The sequence below is a fragment of the Rhodoblastus acidophilus genome, from assembly GCF_009720655.1.
GTDB lineage: Bacteria > Pseudomonadota > Alphaproteobacteria > Rhizobiales > Beijerinckiaceae > Rhodoblastus > Rhodoblastus acidophilus_A.
In genome coordinates, this window is the sequence record NZ_WNKS01000012.1 from 50,005 (window position 1) to 66,041 (window position 16,037).

Sequence of the window (16,037 nt, forward strand, 5' to 3'; positions counted from 1 at the left end):
GACGCGGCGAACAACACGCCAAGAGATTGCGAAAAATTGTCGGCATTCGCGCAGCAAAGCCGAAAACTCTTGCGCTCGCGGCGCCGCGCCTTTACATCAGCTCGACATCAACGACGATTCTGCGACTTGCCCCAGACTTTCGATCCCGCCGCACTGGCGCCGCGCGTCGAAGCGATCCTCCGCGACGCCGGGCGCATCGCGCTCGACCACTTCCGTCCCGGCCAGACGGCGGCGGCGGAAGTGACCAACAAGGCATGCGGCAGCCCGGTCAGCGAAGCGGATCTGCGCATCGACGCCTTTTTGCACGCAAACCTGCCGGCGCTCGCGCCCGGCTGCGGCTGGCTGTCGGAGGAGATGGTCGACAATCCGGAACGGCTGGATCGCGATCTGGTGTTCATCGTCGATCCCATTGACGGCACGCGCGGCTTCGTCTCCGGTGACCCCTGCTTCGCCATCTGCATCGCCCTCGTCAGCCAGGGGCGCCCGTTGCTGGGCCTCGTCCACGCGCCCGCCTTGGACCAGACTTTCATGGCCTTGCGCGGCGGCGGCGCCACCTGCAACGGCGAGAAAATCTCGGTCTCGACCCGCGAAGACATTTCCGGCGCGCGGCTGGCGGCGCCCGACGGCCTTCTGGCCGATCTCAGTCGCTCCGGCCTCGCCTTCGCCCCAAAGCCGCGCCTGCCCTCGCTCGCCATGCGCCTGCTGCGCGTCGCTGAGGGCGGCCTGGACGGCGCGCTGGCCCGGCACAACGCCTGCGACTGGGACATTGCGGCGGCCGACCTCATCCTGCATGAAGCGGGCGGCGTCCTCACCGATTTCGAGGGACGCACGCCCATCTACAATCGCGCGGACACAAAACATCCGGCGCTGGCGGCCGGCCCTCCCGGCCTCCAGCGTGAACTGATCGCCGCCGCGCGACGAGGGAAACGTCCGGTCTGAACGTCTCGCAACGGAAGGAATGCCATGTCTCACGAAGTCGAACCCAAGCAGCTGCTGCATCTGGTCTTTGGCGGCGAACTCAAGGATCTCGCCACCACGGAGTTCAAGGATCTGAGCAAGATCGACCTCGTCGGCATGTTCCCGGATTTCGCCAGCGCCAAGGCCGCCTGGAAGGCCAAGGCGCAATCGACCGTGGACAATGCGCAGATGCGCTATTTCATCGTCCACCTGCATCGCGTGCTCGACCCCTCGGACGCTTGAACGACGCCCGCTTTTCGCCACAACTGGCGGATAGGCAGCGGCCAGCGCTCGGGCCTCAGGCTTGAAACTGGGGCGTGACTTTACGGCCGAGAGCCGCTTGTTTAAAAAACGGCGCTCGGACACATCAACCCAAGGCCGTCGCGGCGGCTGACAACACGGCGGGAAGCCGGGCAAGGGGGAAGCGATGAAAACGCGAATGTTTCTCCCCGTCTATCGCATCGCCGCCCAATCGCTCGCGCCGTTCAGCGGCCTGTTCCTGCGCCGCCGGGCGCAGCGCGGCAAGGAAGATGTTTCCCGGCTCGGCGAGCGGCGCGGCCAGCCCGGCCTCGAACGCCCCGAGGGCCGTCTGGCCTGGCTGCACGGCGCCAGCGTCGGCGAGGGCCTCGCCCTCCTGCCGCTGGTCGACCGCCTGATCGACAAGGGCCTGCATGTGCTGGTGACCACGGGCACGGTCACCTCCGCGCGCATCCTGGCGCAACGCCTGCCCTCAGGCGCCTTCCATCAATATGCCCCGCTCGACGCCCCCGGCTTCATCGCCACCTTCCTCGACCATTGGCGGCCCGACCTGTTCCTGCTGGCGGAATCCGAACTGTGGCCGAACATGATCTGCGCCGTCCATGCGCGCGGCATTCCCATCGCCTCGGTCAACGCGCGGCTGTCGCTGCGCTCGTTCAGCCGCTGGCAGATGGCGCCCGGCTTCATCGGCGCGCTGCTCGGCCGTATCGACATCTGCCTCGCCCAGAGCGACGACGACGCCGGCCGGCTGCTCCAACTCGGCGCGCCCCGCGTCCACGCCGCCGGCAATCTCAAATATGACGTGGAGGCGCCGCCGGCCGACCCCGCGCGTCTGGACGCTCTGGTTGCAGCGATCGGGCCGCGCCCGGTCTGGGTCGCGGCCTCGACCCATGCTGGGGAAGAGGCCTTGGCGCTGCTGGCGCACAAGACGCTCGCCCGGCAGTTCCCCCATCTGCTCACCGTGCTCGCGCCCCGCCACGTCGCGCGCGGCGACGAAATCACCGCTCTGGCCCGCGAAGCCGGGCTGGAAACGGCGCAGCGCTCGCGCGACGAAGCCCCGACCCGCACGACAGAGGTCTATGTCGCCGACACGATGGGCGAACTCGGGCTGTTCTACCGGCTGGCCAGCGTGATTTTCGTGGGAAAATCGCTGGCGGGACGTGGCGGCCAGAACCCCATCGAGCCGGCAAAACTCGGCTCCGCCATTCTCCACGGGCCGCATGTCGGCAATTTCGTCGATGTCTACGCGGCGCTGGATCAGGGCGGCGGCGCCTTCGTCGTCAACGACGCCGACGAACTGGCGCGCCGTCTGGCCTTCCTGTTCAGCAATCCCGGCCTGTTGCGCCAGGCGGCCGATTTTTCGCGCCAGTCGGTGGACGCGCTCGGCGGGGCCTCGGACCGGGTGATGCGCGCCATCGAGCCCTATATCGCCGCCATGATCGTCTCGGGACAGTAATCTCCCGGATGGCCAAGCCGGATTATTTTTCGTCCGCCGCATTCCCTTTGCCCTTCGCGCGGGTTTAAGTTGAAAAGCCTTGGCCAAGTGGGGAAACGATGCGCGCGCCGGATTTCTGGTGGTCCGTGGAGCCCGGTCCTTTTCAACGCCTCGTCCGCGCGGCGCTGACGCCGTTCGCGGCGCTCTACGGCCGGCTGGCCGTGCGCCGCATGAACCAGGAGGGCGCGCGGGTCAACGCGCCCGTGATCTGTATCGGCAATTTCGTCGTCGGAGGCGCCGGCAAGACCCCCACCGCCTTGGCCGTCGCCAAATGGTTCAAGCGCAACGGCGAAACCCCGGCCTTCCTCACCCGCGGCTATGGCGGCGCGCTGTCCGCGGACGGCGGCGCGCATCTGGTCGACCGCCGCCGCCATGGCGCGGCCGAAACCGGAGACGAGCCGCTGCTGCTCGCCCGCGTCGCCTCGACGGTGGTGGCGCGCGACCGGCCGAGCGGCGCTCTGCTGGCGCTGGCGGGCGGCGCCTCCATGATCGTGATGGACGACGGCCTGCAAAACCCCAGCCTCGCCCGCGATTTCACCCTCGCCGTCGTCGATGGCGGCGTCGGTTTCGGCAATGGCCGCCTGATTCCCGCCGGTCCCTTGCGCGCGCCGCTCGACGTGCAACTCGCGCGCACCGACGCCGGCCTGATCATCGGCGAGGGCGAGGCGGGCGACGCCGCCGAGACGATTCTGCGCGAAGCGGGAAAGCCCGTCTTCCATGGCCGGCTGGCGCCCGACGCCCATGCGGCGCTGCGCGTCCTGGGGGCGCGGGTGGTCGCCTTCGCCGGGATCGGACGGCCCTCAAAATTCTTTGCTTCGCTTGAAGCCTGCGGCGCGCGGATCGTCGCCCGCCACGCCTTGCCCGACCATCACCTTTATCGTCCCTCGGAGATCGCCGCGCTGCAACGGCAGGCCGCCGCCATGGATGCGCTGCTGATGACCACCGAGAAGGACATGGTGAAGATCGCGCCACTGCTGCCCGGCGTCTGGCAGGATCTGCCGCAGCCGGAAGCCCTGCCGGTTGCGCTGGTGGTCGAGGAGGCCGACGCGCTGCGCAAGCTAATGCTCGACGCCGTGGTTCGCGCGCGGCGGGGACGCCTGGGCGACCGTCCGCCCTGCGCGTGAGGCCTTGACGAAAAGCGGGCTTGCAAGCGGCTCGTTCAGTCCTAATCTATTGGAAAGGCGGATTCCGGCCAAAAGCCGGCGGACGCTGGGGAAGCGGGTCGGCTTGCGCCGAACGCCGCAGACGCGGGCGACAAGAACAATGAACGAGGACATCGCCAGGACGCTCGAACACCGGCTCGCGGAGCTGTCGAAAGAGGTCGCCGAGATCGATCAGGAATTGCGCAGCGCCCTGCCCGCCGATTGGGAGGAGCAGGCCACCCAGCTTGAGGGCCAGGACGCGCTGGAAGGCATCGAAAAGCAGAAGCTGAGAGAGATTCAGCAGATTCGCGCGGCGTTGCAGCGCATCGCCGACGGCCAGTACGGGATTTGCGCCAAATGCGGCGACGACATCGACCCCAAACGGCTGAAAGCCTTGCCGACGGCGATTTTCTGCGTGTCCTGCCTCGGGTGATTGTTTCGCCCGGGGCTCACCAGCGGCGGAAGCCCCATCCCGCCCCATAATAGAAGCCCGACGCACCCCAGTAAGGGCCCCAGGGGCCGGGGCCGTAATAGGGGCCGTAGTACACGGCGCGGCGGCGCAATTCCTCCACTTCGTAGCCTTTGTCGAGCATGCAGTCGGCGTAGAGCCGGTCGAAATCGTTCTGCACGTCGAGTTGACCGTTGGCGGCCTGGGGGTCGGTCACGGCTCGGGTTTTGGCCTTGCAGGCGGCGTCGTCCCTGGCGAATTTGGCGTCGCTGACTTTTTCGTTCGCGACGGCCATCACGCGATACGGCTCCGTGGGAGCTGCGCAGGCGCCGAGCAGCGCGCACAGGGCGAGGGAAGACAGGATTCTGTTCATTGTCAGGCCGAACCTCCAGCCTGACATTTCGCACGACCGCCCGTCTCAAACTATCGCCGGCGCGCAACAGCCCAAAAGAAATTTAGGATTCCCGATCCTCGTCGGGCGTGAAATCGCTGTGGGAATAACCAAGAGCGTCGAGCGCCTCTTCAAGATATTCCGGCAACAAAGGTTCGCCCAGCAGATAGCTGGCGGTGGGGCTCTCGCGCCGCGCTCGGGCTTGCGCAACAGCGTTCGCCCATTCCTCGCGCTCGAAATCGCCGCGCCCGATCCACAGCAGGGCGACCAGCGCGGCGGCTTCCTCCTCGTCGAGGGCGTCAATATATTGCTTGAGTTCGGCGCGGATGGGGCCGTAGGCGCTGTCGGTGAGGATAGCGCGCCCGCCATCGTCGGCGGCGTTGGAGGCGTCGGGGGCCAGACCCTCATCCTCCGAAAGCAGTTCGCGCGCCTTGACGATGACAAAGCCAACCTTTTCCGGGTTGATTTCGTTCAATCCGCTGGGACCGTCCTCGATGGTGCGCATGTGTCTCTCGCCATTCCGCCCCATCGCGCATCCTGCCGCGCTCCGTATAAAAACGCATTGACCGGCCTCAACGTTCCGCGAAGGGGCCGTCAGGAAATGGTTTAACGTGAGCCATGTCGACCGGCTAGATCTGCGCTGGTATGGTAGGAAGTTAGCAGATTCGTTAATCAAACGGACTTTTTCATCGGTGCTGACATGCTTAAAGACGTGCGACCGCCACATATATTGCTCGCATCCGGCAATATGATGAAACTCCTGAATAACCTGAACCACATTTTGGCACCTGCCGAGATAACCAAGCTGACCGACGAAATTAATAAGAACGTTATTGGCTTATATGAACTTGGCATTGCCCACTACAAATTTGCCAGGCGTGTCGCCGATCAAAACTGGAGACAGAAAATATCACGATTGTACTATGCATCTTACAACGCCAAGAGAGCAATAAGCCTAAAAAATAGTGGCGAATTTTCAACAGACAGCAGCGACCACCAAAATATCATGAAATTGCCAGACGGGTTCAACAACGGTAGCACCTATGCTACATTCCTAAAGACGTTGCGTGATGACCGAAACATCGCCGACTATAGCCACCTTGCCACAATGTCAGACTTGATCATGACACCTGGAGATGCAGCTTCCAAGACAAAAGCGTTCCTCGACGACTGTAAGCAATTTCTAATCTCCAAGGCGGTTCCGCTATGAATACACGCGCAGCAGAAATACCGGCTGAGGACCAGGAAGCAGCTAAAGCTGTGATAGCTGTTTACGGCACCGCGCTGGGCGGAATAGAGCCCGACTATTTTGTGAAAAATCGAGCCGACGGCCCCTATTTAATTATCGAGTTTCAGAATCCCCAAGAACGGCACCATCGAATTCTGGCGCAAGTGCTTACTAATATCCCGCCAGACAATCCGTTCAAAGACCGAACAGCGATATTAAAAAGGAAGAAAGCGCCGGAGCAGCGTCTCTCTTTGCCCGAGGCAAGGATGCTGAAGATGGAGATCGCTGAATGCTTGACCATTGATCGACACAGTTTCGACGGAGACTTCTTTTCGCGTTACACGCCATCCGTTTTCGATCTTGAGCAACAAATTATCACCAGAGCAAACTATATAGTTTACGGTAGGCGCGGAGCGGGGAAATCTAGCCTTCTGTCGTACGCTATGCAGATTGCGAAGCGCGATAAATTGCCCTTCTGCTGGATCGCAATGCAGACTTTCGCAAACCGGAGCGATTTAGAAGTCGTCCCCGCGGTTCTAGCGGCAATTCTGCACGAAATATCATCAATAGAGCACATACAATCTGAAGCAACATTAATTTACGAAACACTTTCTGCACTTAGCGAAGGCTCATCGCGGAGCGTCCTCACAAGATGCGATAAACTTATTCCGCGCGTTCGCAATTTGTTCACAAAAATTGCAACAAAGACAGTCCCGCTCACCATTTTTTTGGACGATATACATGTCCTTAGAAGCGACCTACAACCGCTTGTGCTCTCATATATTTACAAAACTACAAGAGGTAACAACGCATTTATCAAAGCATCGGGGATCGATCAACTTACAAGGTTGTGGGATGAGTCGAACAGCATTGGGCTGAAACCAGTGCACGACACTCAGGTTCTTAACCTCGACCTTAACCTAACAATGCCTGAGAAATCAAAGGAACATATCACAAAGATATTGGATTTGCACGCGAAGTATTGTGGGCTTTCTAACATCAATTACATTGCCGGGGATCCCGTGCTATCGCGACTGGTGCTCGCCGCCGCAGGCGTTCCGCGCGATGCCTTGAATCTATTTTCCATCGCATTCTCGAAGGCTTTACTTGGCGGCCAAAAACTAGTGTCCGTCAACAGTATCAATACTGCAACGTCTGAGATGGCAGAACAAAAAATTAAGGATATAGAACTCGATAGCGGCGAAGACATCAAAACAGTTAAATATATGCTTGATGAAATAAAAGATTTTTGCCTAAACAAGGAACATCAGAACGCATTTCTGGTCGAGATAAAGAACTCTGACGACAGATATCGGCTCATTCAAAAGCTTGCTGCGTTGAGACTGGTCCACCTCCTGCATGAGGGAATCACGCCTCGCGAGGCCGGCCGGCGCTTCATAGCTTTAATGCTCGACTTTGGTTTTTACGTGGGCATACGAGCTGCCAAGAGCGTCAGTTTGATTTTGGCCGAACCTAAAGAGTTGCTGGCCAAGGATTTGAGGAGCCTACCCATTTTCAAGTGACCGATCACGGCTCAGCTTGCACCGACCCACCATCCCTGCTACTTTTTTCCTCTTGAGCCAAGGGGTGCTGCTGGCGTTGCCGTGCGGCTGAGATCATACCCATAGACCTGATCTGGATAATGCCAGCGCAGGGAAGGCAGACCGCGTCTGTTTCCGTGCGCTATCAAAATAACGCATGGGAGCGCGCGATGAACGTCCATCCTCCAAAAATCCGCCAGCCGGAAAGCGTCACCACCGGCCCCCTCCCCGGCTCCCGAAAAGTCTATCTCACCCCCGGCTGCGCCGACATGCGGGTGCCCGTGCGTGAAATCCTGCTCGATCCCGCTTCCGGCGAGCCGCCGCTGCGGGTTTACGATCCCTCCGGCCCCTATACCGAGGCGCAGCCGCCCATCGACCTCGCCGCCGGCCTGCCCCAGGTGCGCGAAGCCTGGCTGGTCAAGCGCGACGGGCTCGAAACCTATCAGGGGCGCGCGGTCAAGGCGGAGGACAACGGCAATGTGACCGACGAGGCGCTCGCCGAACCCTGCCCCGCCCGGCGCATCCTGCGCCGTGGGCGCGAGGGCGCGCTGGTCACCCAGCTCGAATACGCCCGCGCCGGCATCATCACCGAAGAAATGGTCTATGTCGCCCATCGCGAAAACCTGGGACGCGAGACCGCGCTCGCCGGCGCCGCCGAACGCCGCGCCGACGGCGAGAGCTTTGGCGCGCAGATTCCCGATTTCGTCACGCCCGAATTTGTCCGCGCGGAAGTGGCGGCAGGCCGCGCCATCATCCCCGCCAACATCAACCACACCGAACTCGAGCCGATGATCATCGGCCGCAATTTTTTGGTGAAGATCAATTCCAACATCGGCAACAGCGCCGTCACCTCCTCGGTCGCCGAGGAAGTTGAAAAAATGGTCTGGTCGATCCGCTGGGGCGCGGACACGGTCATGGACCTGTCCACCGGCCGCAACATCCACAACATCCGCGACTGGATTCTGCGCAACGCACCCGTGCCGATCGGCACGGTGCCGATCTACCAGGCGCTGGAAAAGGTCGGCGGCGACGCCCTGAAACTCGACTGGGAAGTGTTTAAGGACACGCTGATCGAGCAGGCCGAACAGGGGGTGGACTATTTCACCATCCACGCCGGCGTGCGCCTCGCCTATGTGCCGCTGACCGCGACCCGAACCACCGGCATTGTCTCGCGCGGCGGCTCGATCATGGCGCGCTGGTGTCTTTCAAAACACAAGGAAAGTTTCCTCTACGAAAAATTCGACGAGATTTGCGACATCATGCGCAAATACGATGTCTCGTTCTCGCTGGGCGACGGTCTGCGCCCCGGCTCCATCGCCGACGCCAACGACGCCGCGCAATTCGCGGAGTTGGAAACCCTCGGCGAACTCACAAAGATCGCCTGGGACAAGGGCTGTCAGGTGATGATCGAAGGCCCCGGCCATGTGCCGATGCACAAGATCAAGGAGAACATGGACAAGCAGTTGCGCGAATGCGGCGAGGCCCCGTTCTACACGCTGGGACCGCTGACCACCGACATCGCGCCCGGCTACGACCACATCACCTCCGCGATCGGCGCGGCGATGATCGGCTGGTTCGGCACCGCCATGCTCTGCTATGTCACCCCCAAGGAGCATTTGGGATTGCCGGATCGCGATGACGTCAAGACCGGCGTCGTCACCTATCGCATCGCCGCGCACGCCGCCGATCTGGCGAAAGGCCATCCCGGCGCCCGCCTGCGCGACGACGCCATGAGCCGCGCCCGCTTCGATTTCCGCTGGCAGGACCAGTTCCACATCGGCCTCGACCCGGACACGGCAAAACAGTTCCACGACGAGACCCTGCCGAAGGAGGCGCACAAGGTCGCGCATTTCTGCTCCATGTGCGGCCCGAAATTCTGCTCGATGAAGATCACGCAGGATTTGCGGCAGGAGGCGGCGTTGCTGGCCGACCAGGGCATGGCTGAGAAGAGCGCCGAGTTCTTGAAGAAGGGCGGCAAGCTCTATCTTGAGACGTGAGACCGCGTGGACTTGGAAATCAGGCGCATCGCGGCTCAGGACTACGAAGCCGCGTGCGCCTTCTTCTGGCGTGAGTTCATGCGGGAGACGTCGGCGCGCATGACAGACGCCGGCGTCGCCGTCTTCCGGGACTACGTGCGGCCGGACGCGATGCGCGCGCGCGACGCGGCGGGCGCGACCACGCTCATCGCCCTGGAGCGAGGCGAGATCATCGGCCTGCTGCGTGTGAGGCAAAGCCACGTCTCGCTGTTCTTTGTCGCCGCCCCCTGCCGGAGGCGCGGCATAGGCCGGGGACTGTTCGAAATCGTCGACGAACGGTGTCCGCCCCAGAGCGTTCACTCGAGCGTGGACGCGGTTGGCGCTTATGAACGGCTCGGTTTCCGCGGCGCCGGGCCAGAACAGATGCGCGACGGCCTCCGCTTCGTTCCCATGGAGCGACGGGCTAGCCATTCGGCGCGCTCGCCATCCTCGGCCTCGCGAGCTAAGCTCGCGCCAGGCGGAGGACAGAATGGAATTGGGTGAACAGCAACAACCGCACGGCGACCTGACGCTGAAAACCATAGCCATGCCGGCGGACACCAATGCGAACGGCGACATTTTCGGCGGATGGGTGTTGTCGCAGATGGACGCGGCGGGCGGCATAGCCGGGGTGGATCGGGCCGGCGGCCGCGTGGTGACGATCAAGGTCGATACGATGATCTTCATCCGGCCGATCCGGGTCGGCGACGTGCTCAACGTCTTCACGGAGGTCGAATCCGTGGGACGCACGTCGATGAAGGTTCACATCGAGGCCTGGGTGAACCGTTTCATCACCAACAAGCTGGAAAAGGTGACCGACGCCACCTTCACCTTTGTCGCCATAGACGATCAGGGCCGCCCGCGTCCGATCCCCAGGGAACAAGGCGCGCGGACGGAGACGATCTCTACGTGAAGGCCAATCAGCGGCAGATGCGGACGCCTGCGCGCCAGTAGCAGCGGACCGGGCGGCGCACGACCACGGCGCCGCCGCGGGGTCCGACGCAACCGGCGCGATAGACGCCGCGCGCGCACACGACGGCTTCGGCGGAGGCGATATCGCCGACGATCACACCCATACCCAGCAAGAGCGCGTAAACAAATTTCATGGTTCGACCTCCGTTGGAATCGCCGGGCGAGGTTAACTCAACTTTGCCATGGCGTCATGACCCGCTTCGCTGGGCGGGAGGACCATGCGGATTGCCAAGACCACGAAAAACGTTTTAAAAGCCCATCCTGCGTGGGGCCGGTAGCTCAATGGTTAGAGCCGGCCGCTCATAACGGTCTGGTTGCAGGTTCGAGTCCTGCCCGGCCCACCACCGTGTCCCACTTCCGGGAAATATTAAAACCAATGAAACAATCCACGAAACTGCAGAACGCGCGAGCAAACGCCGCGATCGGAAATCTATTCCATTGACGCACGTGACCTAAATGCATCCCCCTTAAGCTCGGCCGACGATTCCAGCGAAAAGACGGGCGAACGAGCCCCAACGGCGTGGCCATCGCAGATCCGCACACGCCCGACGAGACGACCGCGAGGCCCCGTCGCCGAGTTCGGGCCATGAGCGGTTCGTCATGGCGCGCGCCGGCGAACGCAAATAGAAATAAACATTATTATCCTTGTTTTCGGCGCCACCAGGGTCTATGTTTAAAACATCGAAAATTTAGGCCGATGCCTTGGCCCCGCGTTTGATACGCAGCTGACGACCTCCTCCCAAAATATCGATGAAAATGGTTCATCTATCGAAGATGAGCCACGTTTAAGCCTGCGCGAAGGAGCATCAGCATGGCGACTGGCACTGTCAAATGGTTCAATGGCCAAAAAGGCTTCGGTTTCCTCCAGCCCGACGATGGAAGCAATGATGTGTTCGTTCACATCAGCGCCGTGGAACAGGCTGGACTTCCAGGCCTGAGCGAGGGCCAAAAGCTGAGCTACGAACTGGTTGCGGATCGCCGCACGGGCAAGTCTTCGGCCTCGCGCCTGCAAACCGTGGACTAAGCTTTCCGTCTCGCGGACGCATCGCAGTTCCACGGATGTACTGGCGCGATGCCGAGCGAGATCAATAAGCCTCGGGCCACACCCGAGGCTTTTTCTTTTCCCTTCGAGGGTCTCGTTTGGGCAGACCCCGGAAAACTCGACCGAAAGGATGTGTCGTGCCCGACAACCCACAGACACACAGGCGGCCTCAAGTCCGGCCGGTCGCCACGGCTGCGAAGCACAAGTTCGCGGCCGGCGCTTACGTGATCTTGGTTGGAAAATCAGACGACACCCTGTTCAAGGTCACGAGGCTGCTCCCCGATGGAGGAACAGGCCTTCAATACAGGATCAAGAACGAGCAAGAGGGTTACGAACGCGTCGCGGTCGAGCGGCTGCTGACAGCGGCGGCTCGCAGGTAAGACAGCGGACGGGTTTGTTTCGCTGCGCCCGTCGCCGCGGCGGCGAGCTTTCATGCGCCTTTTCCGCGGCGCGCGGCGCCAGCAAAACTTGAGCAAAGCTCGTCGTGGCGGTCGTTCGCGCGCTTCGGCTTGTCGCTCCGGGAAACGCGGCGCTTCCTCAGACGAGATTGGACATATCGTGCAGGTATTGGTTCGAGACAACAATGTTGATCAAGCGCTGCGTGTGCTGAAAAAGAAACTGCAGCGCGAAGGGGTGCTCCGCGAAATGAAGCAGCGCCGCGCTTACGAGAAGCCCTCGGAGAAGCGCACGCGCGAGGCGGCCGAAGCCATTAGGCGGTCGCGCAAGGCGGCCCGCAAAAAGGCGCAGTACGAAGGCCTGTTGCCAATGCCTAAGCGCAAGCCCCGCGCGCCGCAACGGCCTGCGGCGGCGGCCAGCCCGGCGACGAAGCCATAGCCTCTGCTGTTCCCGCGTATTGTCATCTGGAGATCTGAAAGCGTGGCGCGAAAACCTGGCTCAAAATCCGAATATGTCTTGTTCGACGTGGTTTACGAAGACGGCGCCACGCGTTCGAACCGGCGTGTTCCGAAGGAAATTCTTGGCGGCGTCGAGGGCGATGCGCCCGCCCGGGCTTTTCTCGAATCGCAAGATCAGGAAATCGCCCGGCTCTCGCGTCACCCGATGGCCGCGATCAAAATGGTGCGACGCTCCTAAGCAAACATTCGTTGGTCGCCCAACGAATGTTTGCTTAGGCTCCTTTGTTTTCGCAGGATTTTCATCCGAAACCCGGTGGCCACTTTTCGGAAATCCTGCTTAGTCGCTCCCATGCGAGGCTTGGCATGAACGGAAGAGAGCTGAAATGTCCGAAAGGCGAGAATTATACCGGAGTCCGAACGGGGACACCTGGTTCCTGGCGCGCGAGCCAGCCAATGGACGCGCTTTCATCATTCACCAGCCGAATGCGCCCTCCGGTGGTCGGCTGTCGCATATCGAACTGGCGGCGTTTCTCAGCAATCATGCGAATGGGCCTGAACATCAGGCATTGCTTCGCTTGATCGGAACCTTGGTGGAGGTTCCTCCTTATGCCGAGCGCGCCTCAGCGCTCAGGGACATCATTGCCGTCGGGCCGCATGCCGATGAATGAGGTCGTCAAAGCCCGACGAGTCAGGACCCGCCAGCAAAAACCTTCGTCCGCCGCCCAATTGGCCAGCGCGCCATCCGACTGAGCCGGGCTGAACGTCTCGCGCGGAGAGCTTGGCGGCAGCCTAAGCAAACATTCGTTGGTCGGCCAACGAATGTTTGCTTAGGCTCCTTTGTTTTCGCAGGATTTTCATCCGAAACTCGGTGGCCACTTTTCGGAAATCCTGCTTAGGAGACGGCTCACGGTCGACGGCGTTCGCGCATGACCGCTTGCCTCATACGGTTTCCGCAAGATCGCTTCGCGATCCGCGAAAACGAAATCGCGCGGAAATCCTTCAGGCGAAGGGCGGATTTCCGCGCGAGCGGAATACGATTTCCGAACTGATCCTTCGGAAACCGTATCACATGCCCGGCAAAACCTTCCGATCGCGCGCGCCGTCCGCCTTGGGCTGCTGGACGGCTGACGTCAAATGGGCGCCGCCTTCCACCCGGGACCGCGGAGGTGGGCTGGCGAAACCAATCGCGCCTCACATCCGCGTCGCCATGCCATTCTTTTCAAAGAACGCCTTCATGCGGTCGTACCGTTCCGGAAAACGCGCGGCGAATTTTTCGAAGCGCGCGGGGGCGAAGGCTTCCGCCAGACTCATCTTCATGAACTGTTCGGGCGCGTAGATCGGCAAGTCAAACGTTTGCGCCAATTCGCGCGAGCGCGTGTCATAGTCGAACAACGCCGAGGGCACGCCGACCGCCAGCGCCGGCAGCACCGCGTGAACGCGATAGCCGATGGCCGCGTCAAATTGCGGCGCATAAAAATCGTAGTCGCTCGGGCGCGCGTAATAATAGAGCTTGCTTTCATAAAGGCGCTTCAGCGTCGCGCCGGAGACGTGGTCGAACCACCCTTCCGCCGTCAATTTCGCCAGCGCCCAATCCTTCTGGTGCGGCGCGCGATAGAAGAACGCCTTCTCCTCCGGTTCGCCATGGCAGGAGAGATGCAGATCGGAGACGAGATCGAGCCGCGCGATCACCTGCTTCTGCGTCTCGACGAATTGCGCGGGATCGAGCGCGTAATTCTTGTCCACTTCCCGCCGCACGCTAAAAGTGACGCGCTTCGGTCCGCCCTCGACATGACGCAGCTTCAGGCCCCGGTTGCGGTCGCGAAAAATGGTCGGGCAGCCCACGATCTCGACGTTCTTCACGCCGTTGCGCTGCAAGGTTTCCGCCGAAAAGGCGCCGCGCACGCCGATGGAATGACAATGATCGCTGATGATCTTCCACACGCGCAGGCCCTGGGGCGACAGATCGACGGGACGTTCGGTCTCGGCCTGGGCGCCGACGCCGCAGGCGACGACCGGCAGATCGAGCGCTTCGAGCCAGTCGGCGAATGGACCCCACTCCATGTTCTCATGGAGATAATTCGAGCCGCGCAGCACGATCGTGCTCTTCGCCTCCTTGAGCATGGCGACTACCTTCGGGTCGACGGGCTGGTCGATGTTGAGGTCATAGGCGCCCGACCGCGCGCCCGCGAGCCGCAAGGTCGATTCATAGACACACACGTCCCCCGTGTTGAAATATTGCGAGACCATATTCGCCAAAGGTTTTTCGAACCAATTGACGAGATCCTGACCAACCCTGACGCCCGCATACTTTACGTTGGTAACATGCATGTCTTCATTCCTTTGCGCCCGTTAATAAATTTCTATCACCCCAATTGATCCGCACAAGTTAAGTCTTATTTTTATGCTCACGAGGCATTAATTTATTTCGTGGCGATGTAATGTAAAAATGAATACATGCAAAGGCCCGCGCGAGTTCCTATGAAAAATCCCTGGAAAATATTTGTTTGCCTGCTCCTGACGGGCGCCCTGCCCTCCCCGGGCGCCGCGTTCGAGCGGGCGGACCCCGCCGCGGCCGACGACGCGACCGTCGATGTGCGCTGCGCCGGAGGGGACGACGATTCCGCCGCCATCAACGCCGCGATCGAAACCATTCGTCAGCGGCCTGTGTCCTCGCGCTACGCCTGGCCGGTCGGCCATCTGGGAAAGCTCCGGCTGGTCAGCCGGCGCTGCGTGATCCGCAACACCCTCAACCTGACGCATCTTTACGGGTCCGGATTTGTCGGCGAGTTCTGGGGAAGCGAAATTCTCTGCCGCACGGGGGCGAAACCCTGCATCGACGCCACGGGGTCGGGACAATTCGCCCTGCTCGGCCTCAACCTGTCCGGCGATTGCGAAACCGACACGCCGGCCATCGGCCTAGTTCTCGCGCGCAAGACCGAGAGCCTCTCAGCCGGCGCCGACCACGTGCATCTCGACCATCCAACGCTCGCCGGCTGTTTCGGCCTGACCGCCTTCTACAACCGATCCTCGGAAACCACACAAATCGTTGCAGGCGGGTTTTACAATTATCGCGACCGCGCCCATGCGGCGGTGTGGGACGGTACGAACGCCTTTGGCTTCCAGAGCGCATTCTACGCCGAGCGCTACACGGAAGGGAAATTTTCGTCGTTCAACGAAAACACTTGCGACACCTGCATTTTCGAAACGTTTGGGAGCGGCGCGACGCCGCTGTGGATCGGCGGCGCGGTGCGGCACAAGTTCATCAACGGCTATGCGCTCGCCCAACATGCCGAGGGCGCACCAGCCCTCATCCTGTCCTTCGCCAATTCGGCGCCGAACGATTTTCTCGACCTCGACATTCACTTCGAGAACACCAGCCTCGGCGCGCTGATCTCGATCGTCGGCGCGGAGCATCCGGTCATTCGCAGCCTGCGCATCAACGAACCGATTGCCTTCGCCTCCGGCGCGATTTTTCGCCGCGACGAGGCGGTCAAGACGGTTCGCATCGAGGACGCGAATATCCGCGTCGGACATTTCAACGCCGTCGGCGCGACCCTGTTCGACGACGCGAGCGCCTTTGCCGTGTCCGGGTCGATTTACTGCCATGAGGCGCAGTGCCGGACGCCGGAAACATTTTCGGGCGCGCTGTGCATCGGCGGCGCCTGCTCGTGGAAGTGAGCGCCGCCAAGTATCG

At 61.5% G+C, this 16,037-nt stretch carries 19 protein-coding genes, 1 tRNA gene and 1 riboswitch; of the genes, 16 read left to right on the forward strand and 4 right to left on the reverse strand.

Going from position 1 to position 16,037, the window contains the following annotated elements; genetic code table 11:
- Positions 1–126 precede the first annotated feature (126 nt).
- From GJ654_RS13310 to GJ654_RS13330, 5 genes are all read left to right on the forward strand, one after another.
- Positions 127–939: an inositol monophosphatase family protein gene (locus GJ654_RS13310; protein WP_155446658.1), complete on the forward strand. Its 813-nt coding sequence runs from the start codon at positions 127–129 to the stop codon at positions 937–939.
- Positions 940–963: 24 nt separating this feature from the next.
- Positions 964–1,200 carry a DUF4170 domain-containing protein gene (locus tag GJ654_RS13315; protein ID WP_155446659.1) on the forward strand — a complete coding sequence of 79 codons (237 nt, stop codon included), beginning with the start codon at positions 964–966 and terminating at the stop codon, positions 1,198–1,200.
- Between the two features lie 184 nt (positions 1,201–1,384).
- Entirely contained in the window at positions 1,385–2,671 is a 1,287-nt protein-coding gene (locus tag GJ654_RS13320; RefSeq protein ID WP_155446660.1) for a 3-deoxy-D-manno-octulosonic acid transferase, read from the forward strand.
- A 98-nt stretch (positions 2,672–2,769) separates the two neighbouring features.
- On the forward strand, positions 2,770–3,834 hold the full coding sequence (lpxK, locus tag GJ654_RS13325; RefSeq protein WP_155446661.1) for a tetraacyldisaccharide 4'-kinase: 1,065 nt from the start codon (positions 2,770–2,772) through the stop codon (positions 3,832–3,834).
- A gap of 139 nt (positions 3,835–3,973) precedes the next feature.
- Positions 3,974–4,285, forward strand: a complete 312-nt coding sequence (locus tag GJ654_RS13330) for a TraR/DksA family transcriptional regulator (RefSeq protein WP_155446662.1) — start codon at positions 3,974–3,976, stop codon at positions 4,283–4,285.
- A gap of 16 nt (positions 4,286–4,301) precedes the next feature.
- On the opposite strand, the gene GJ654_RS13335 is transcribed toward GJ654_RS13330, so the two are convergent.
- On the reverse strand, positions 4,302–4,673 hold the full coding sequence (locus tag GJ654_RS13335) for a hypothetical protein (RefSeq protein WP_155446663.1): 372 nt from the start codon (positions 4,671–4,673) through the stop codon (positions 4,302–4,304).
- Positions 4,674–4,755: 82 nt separating this feature from the next.
- Positions 4,756–5,196, reverse strand: coding sequence for a DUF3775 domain-containing protein (locus GJ654_RS13340; RefSeq protein WP_246664741.1), 441 nt, complete (start codon positions 5,194–5,196; stop codon positions 4,756–4,758).
- A 195-nt stretch (positions 5,197–5,391) separates the two neighbouring features.
- On the opposite strand from GJ654_RS13340, the gene GJ654_RS13345 reads away from it, so the two are divergent.
- From GJ654_RS13345 to GJ654_RS13365, 5 genes are all read left to right on the forward strand, one after another.
- Positions 5,392–5,901, forward strand: coding sequence for a hypothetical protein (locus GJ654_RS13345; protein ID WP_155446664.1), 510 nt, complete (start codon positions 5,392–5,394; stop codon positions 5,899–5,901).
- The gene (locus GJ654_RS13350; RefSeq protein ID WP_155446665.1) at positions 5,898–7,442 is read left to right on the forward strand and encodes an ATP-binding protein; all 1,545 of its coding nucleotides are present in this window, start codon (positions 5,898–5,900) and stop codon (positions 7,440–7,442) included. Before GJ654_RS13345 ends, GJ654_RS13350 begins: the two co-directional genes overlap by 4 nt.
- Before the next feature lie 50 nt (positions 7,443–7,492).
- Positions 7,493–7,593, forward strand: a riboswitch (TPP riboswitch).
- Between the two features lie 37 nt (positions 7,594–7,630).
- Complete coding sequence (thiC, locus tag GJ654_RS13355; protein ID WP_155446666.1) at positions 7,631–9,457, forward strand: phosphomethylpyrimidine synthase ThiC; 1,827 nt, start codon at positions 7,631–7,633, stop codon at positions 9,455–9,457.
- Between the two features lie 6 nt (positions 9,458–9,463).
- Entirely contained in the window at positions 9,464–9,979 is a 516-nt protein-coding gene (locus GJ654_RS13360; protein ID WP_155446667.1) for a GNAT family N-acetyltransferase, read from the forward strand.
- On the forward strand, positions 9,966–10,388 hold the full coding sequence (locus GJ654_RS13365; RefSeq protein WP_155446668.1) for an acyl-CoA thioesterase: 423 nt from the start codon (positions 9,966–9,968) through the stop codon (positions 10,386–10,388). The genes GJ654_RS13360 and GJ654_RS13365 overlap by 14 nt, the downstream gene beginning before the upstream one ends.
- A 7-nt stretch (positions 10,389–10,395) precedes the next feature.
- Here the strand turns inward: GJ654_RS13365 and GJ654_RS13370 are convergent, their stop codons facing one another.
- A complete protein-coding gene (locus GJ654_RS13370) occupies positions 10,396–10,581 on the reverse strand; it encodes a hypothetical protein (RefSeq protein WP_155446669.1) in 186 nt (61 codons plus the stop codon).
- Positions 10,582–10,715: 134 nt separating this feature from the next.
- Here GJ654_RS13370 and GJ654_RS13375 point away from each other — a divergent pair.
- From GJ654_RS13375 to GJ654_RS13395, 5 genes are all read left to right on the forward strand, one after another.
- A tRNA-Ile gene (locus tag GJ654_RS13375) sits at positions 10,716–10,791 on the forward strand.
- 467 nt (positions 10,792–11,258) lie between these two features.
- On the forward strand, positions 11,259–11,471 hold the full coding sequence (locus GJ654_RS13380) for a cold-shock protein (RefSeq protein WP_155446670.1): 213 nt from the start codon (positions 11,259–11,261) through the stop codon (positions 11,469–11,471).
- A gap of 576 nt (positions 11,472–12,047) precedes the next feature.
- Positions 12,048–12,323 carry a 30S ribosomal protein S21 gene (gene rpsU / locus GJ654_RS13385; protein ID WP_264586245.1) on the forward strand — a complete coding sequence of 92 codons (276 nt, stop codon included), beginning with the start codon at positions 12,048–12,050 and terminating at the stop codon, positions 12,321–12,323.
- Positions 12,324–12,365: 42 nt separating this feature from the next.
- Positions 12,366–12,581 (forward strand): hypothetical protein, encoded by a 216-nt coding sequence (locus tag GJ654_RS13390; protein ID WP_264586244.1) that lies wholly within the window; start codon positions 12,366–12,368, stop codon positions 12,579–12,581.
- A gap of 145 nt (positions 12,582–12,726) precedes the next feature.
- Positions 12,727–13,011, forward strand: a complete 285-nt coding sequence (locus tag GJ654_RS13395; RefSeq protein ID WP_155446673.1) for a hypothetical protein — start codon at positions 12,727–12,729, stop codon at positions 13,009–13,011.
- A gap of 523 nt (positions 13,012–13,534) precedes the next feature.
- Here the strand turns inward: GJ654_RS13395 and GJ654_RS13400 are convergent.
- Positions 13,535–14,671, reverse strand: coding sequence for a polysaccharide pyruvyl transferase family protein (locus GJ654_RS13400; RefSeq protein WP_155446674.1), 1,137 nt, complete (start codon positions 14,669–14,671; stop codon positions 13,535–13,537).
- A gap of 150 nt (positions 14,672–14,821) precedes the next feature.
- On the opposite strand from GJ654_RS13400, the gene GJ654_RS13405 reads away from it, so the two are divergent.
- Positions 14,822–16,021, forward strand: a complete 1,200-nt coding sequence (locus GJ654_RS13405; RefSeq protein ID WP_155446675.1) for a hypothetical protein — start codon at positions 14,822–14,824, stop codon at positions 16,019–16,021.
- Positions 16,022–16,037: the final 16 nt, after the last annotated feature.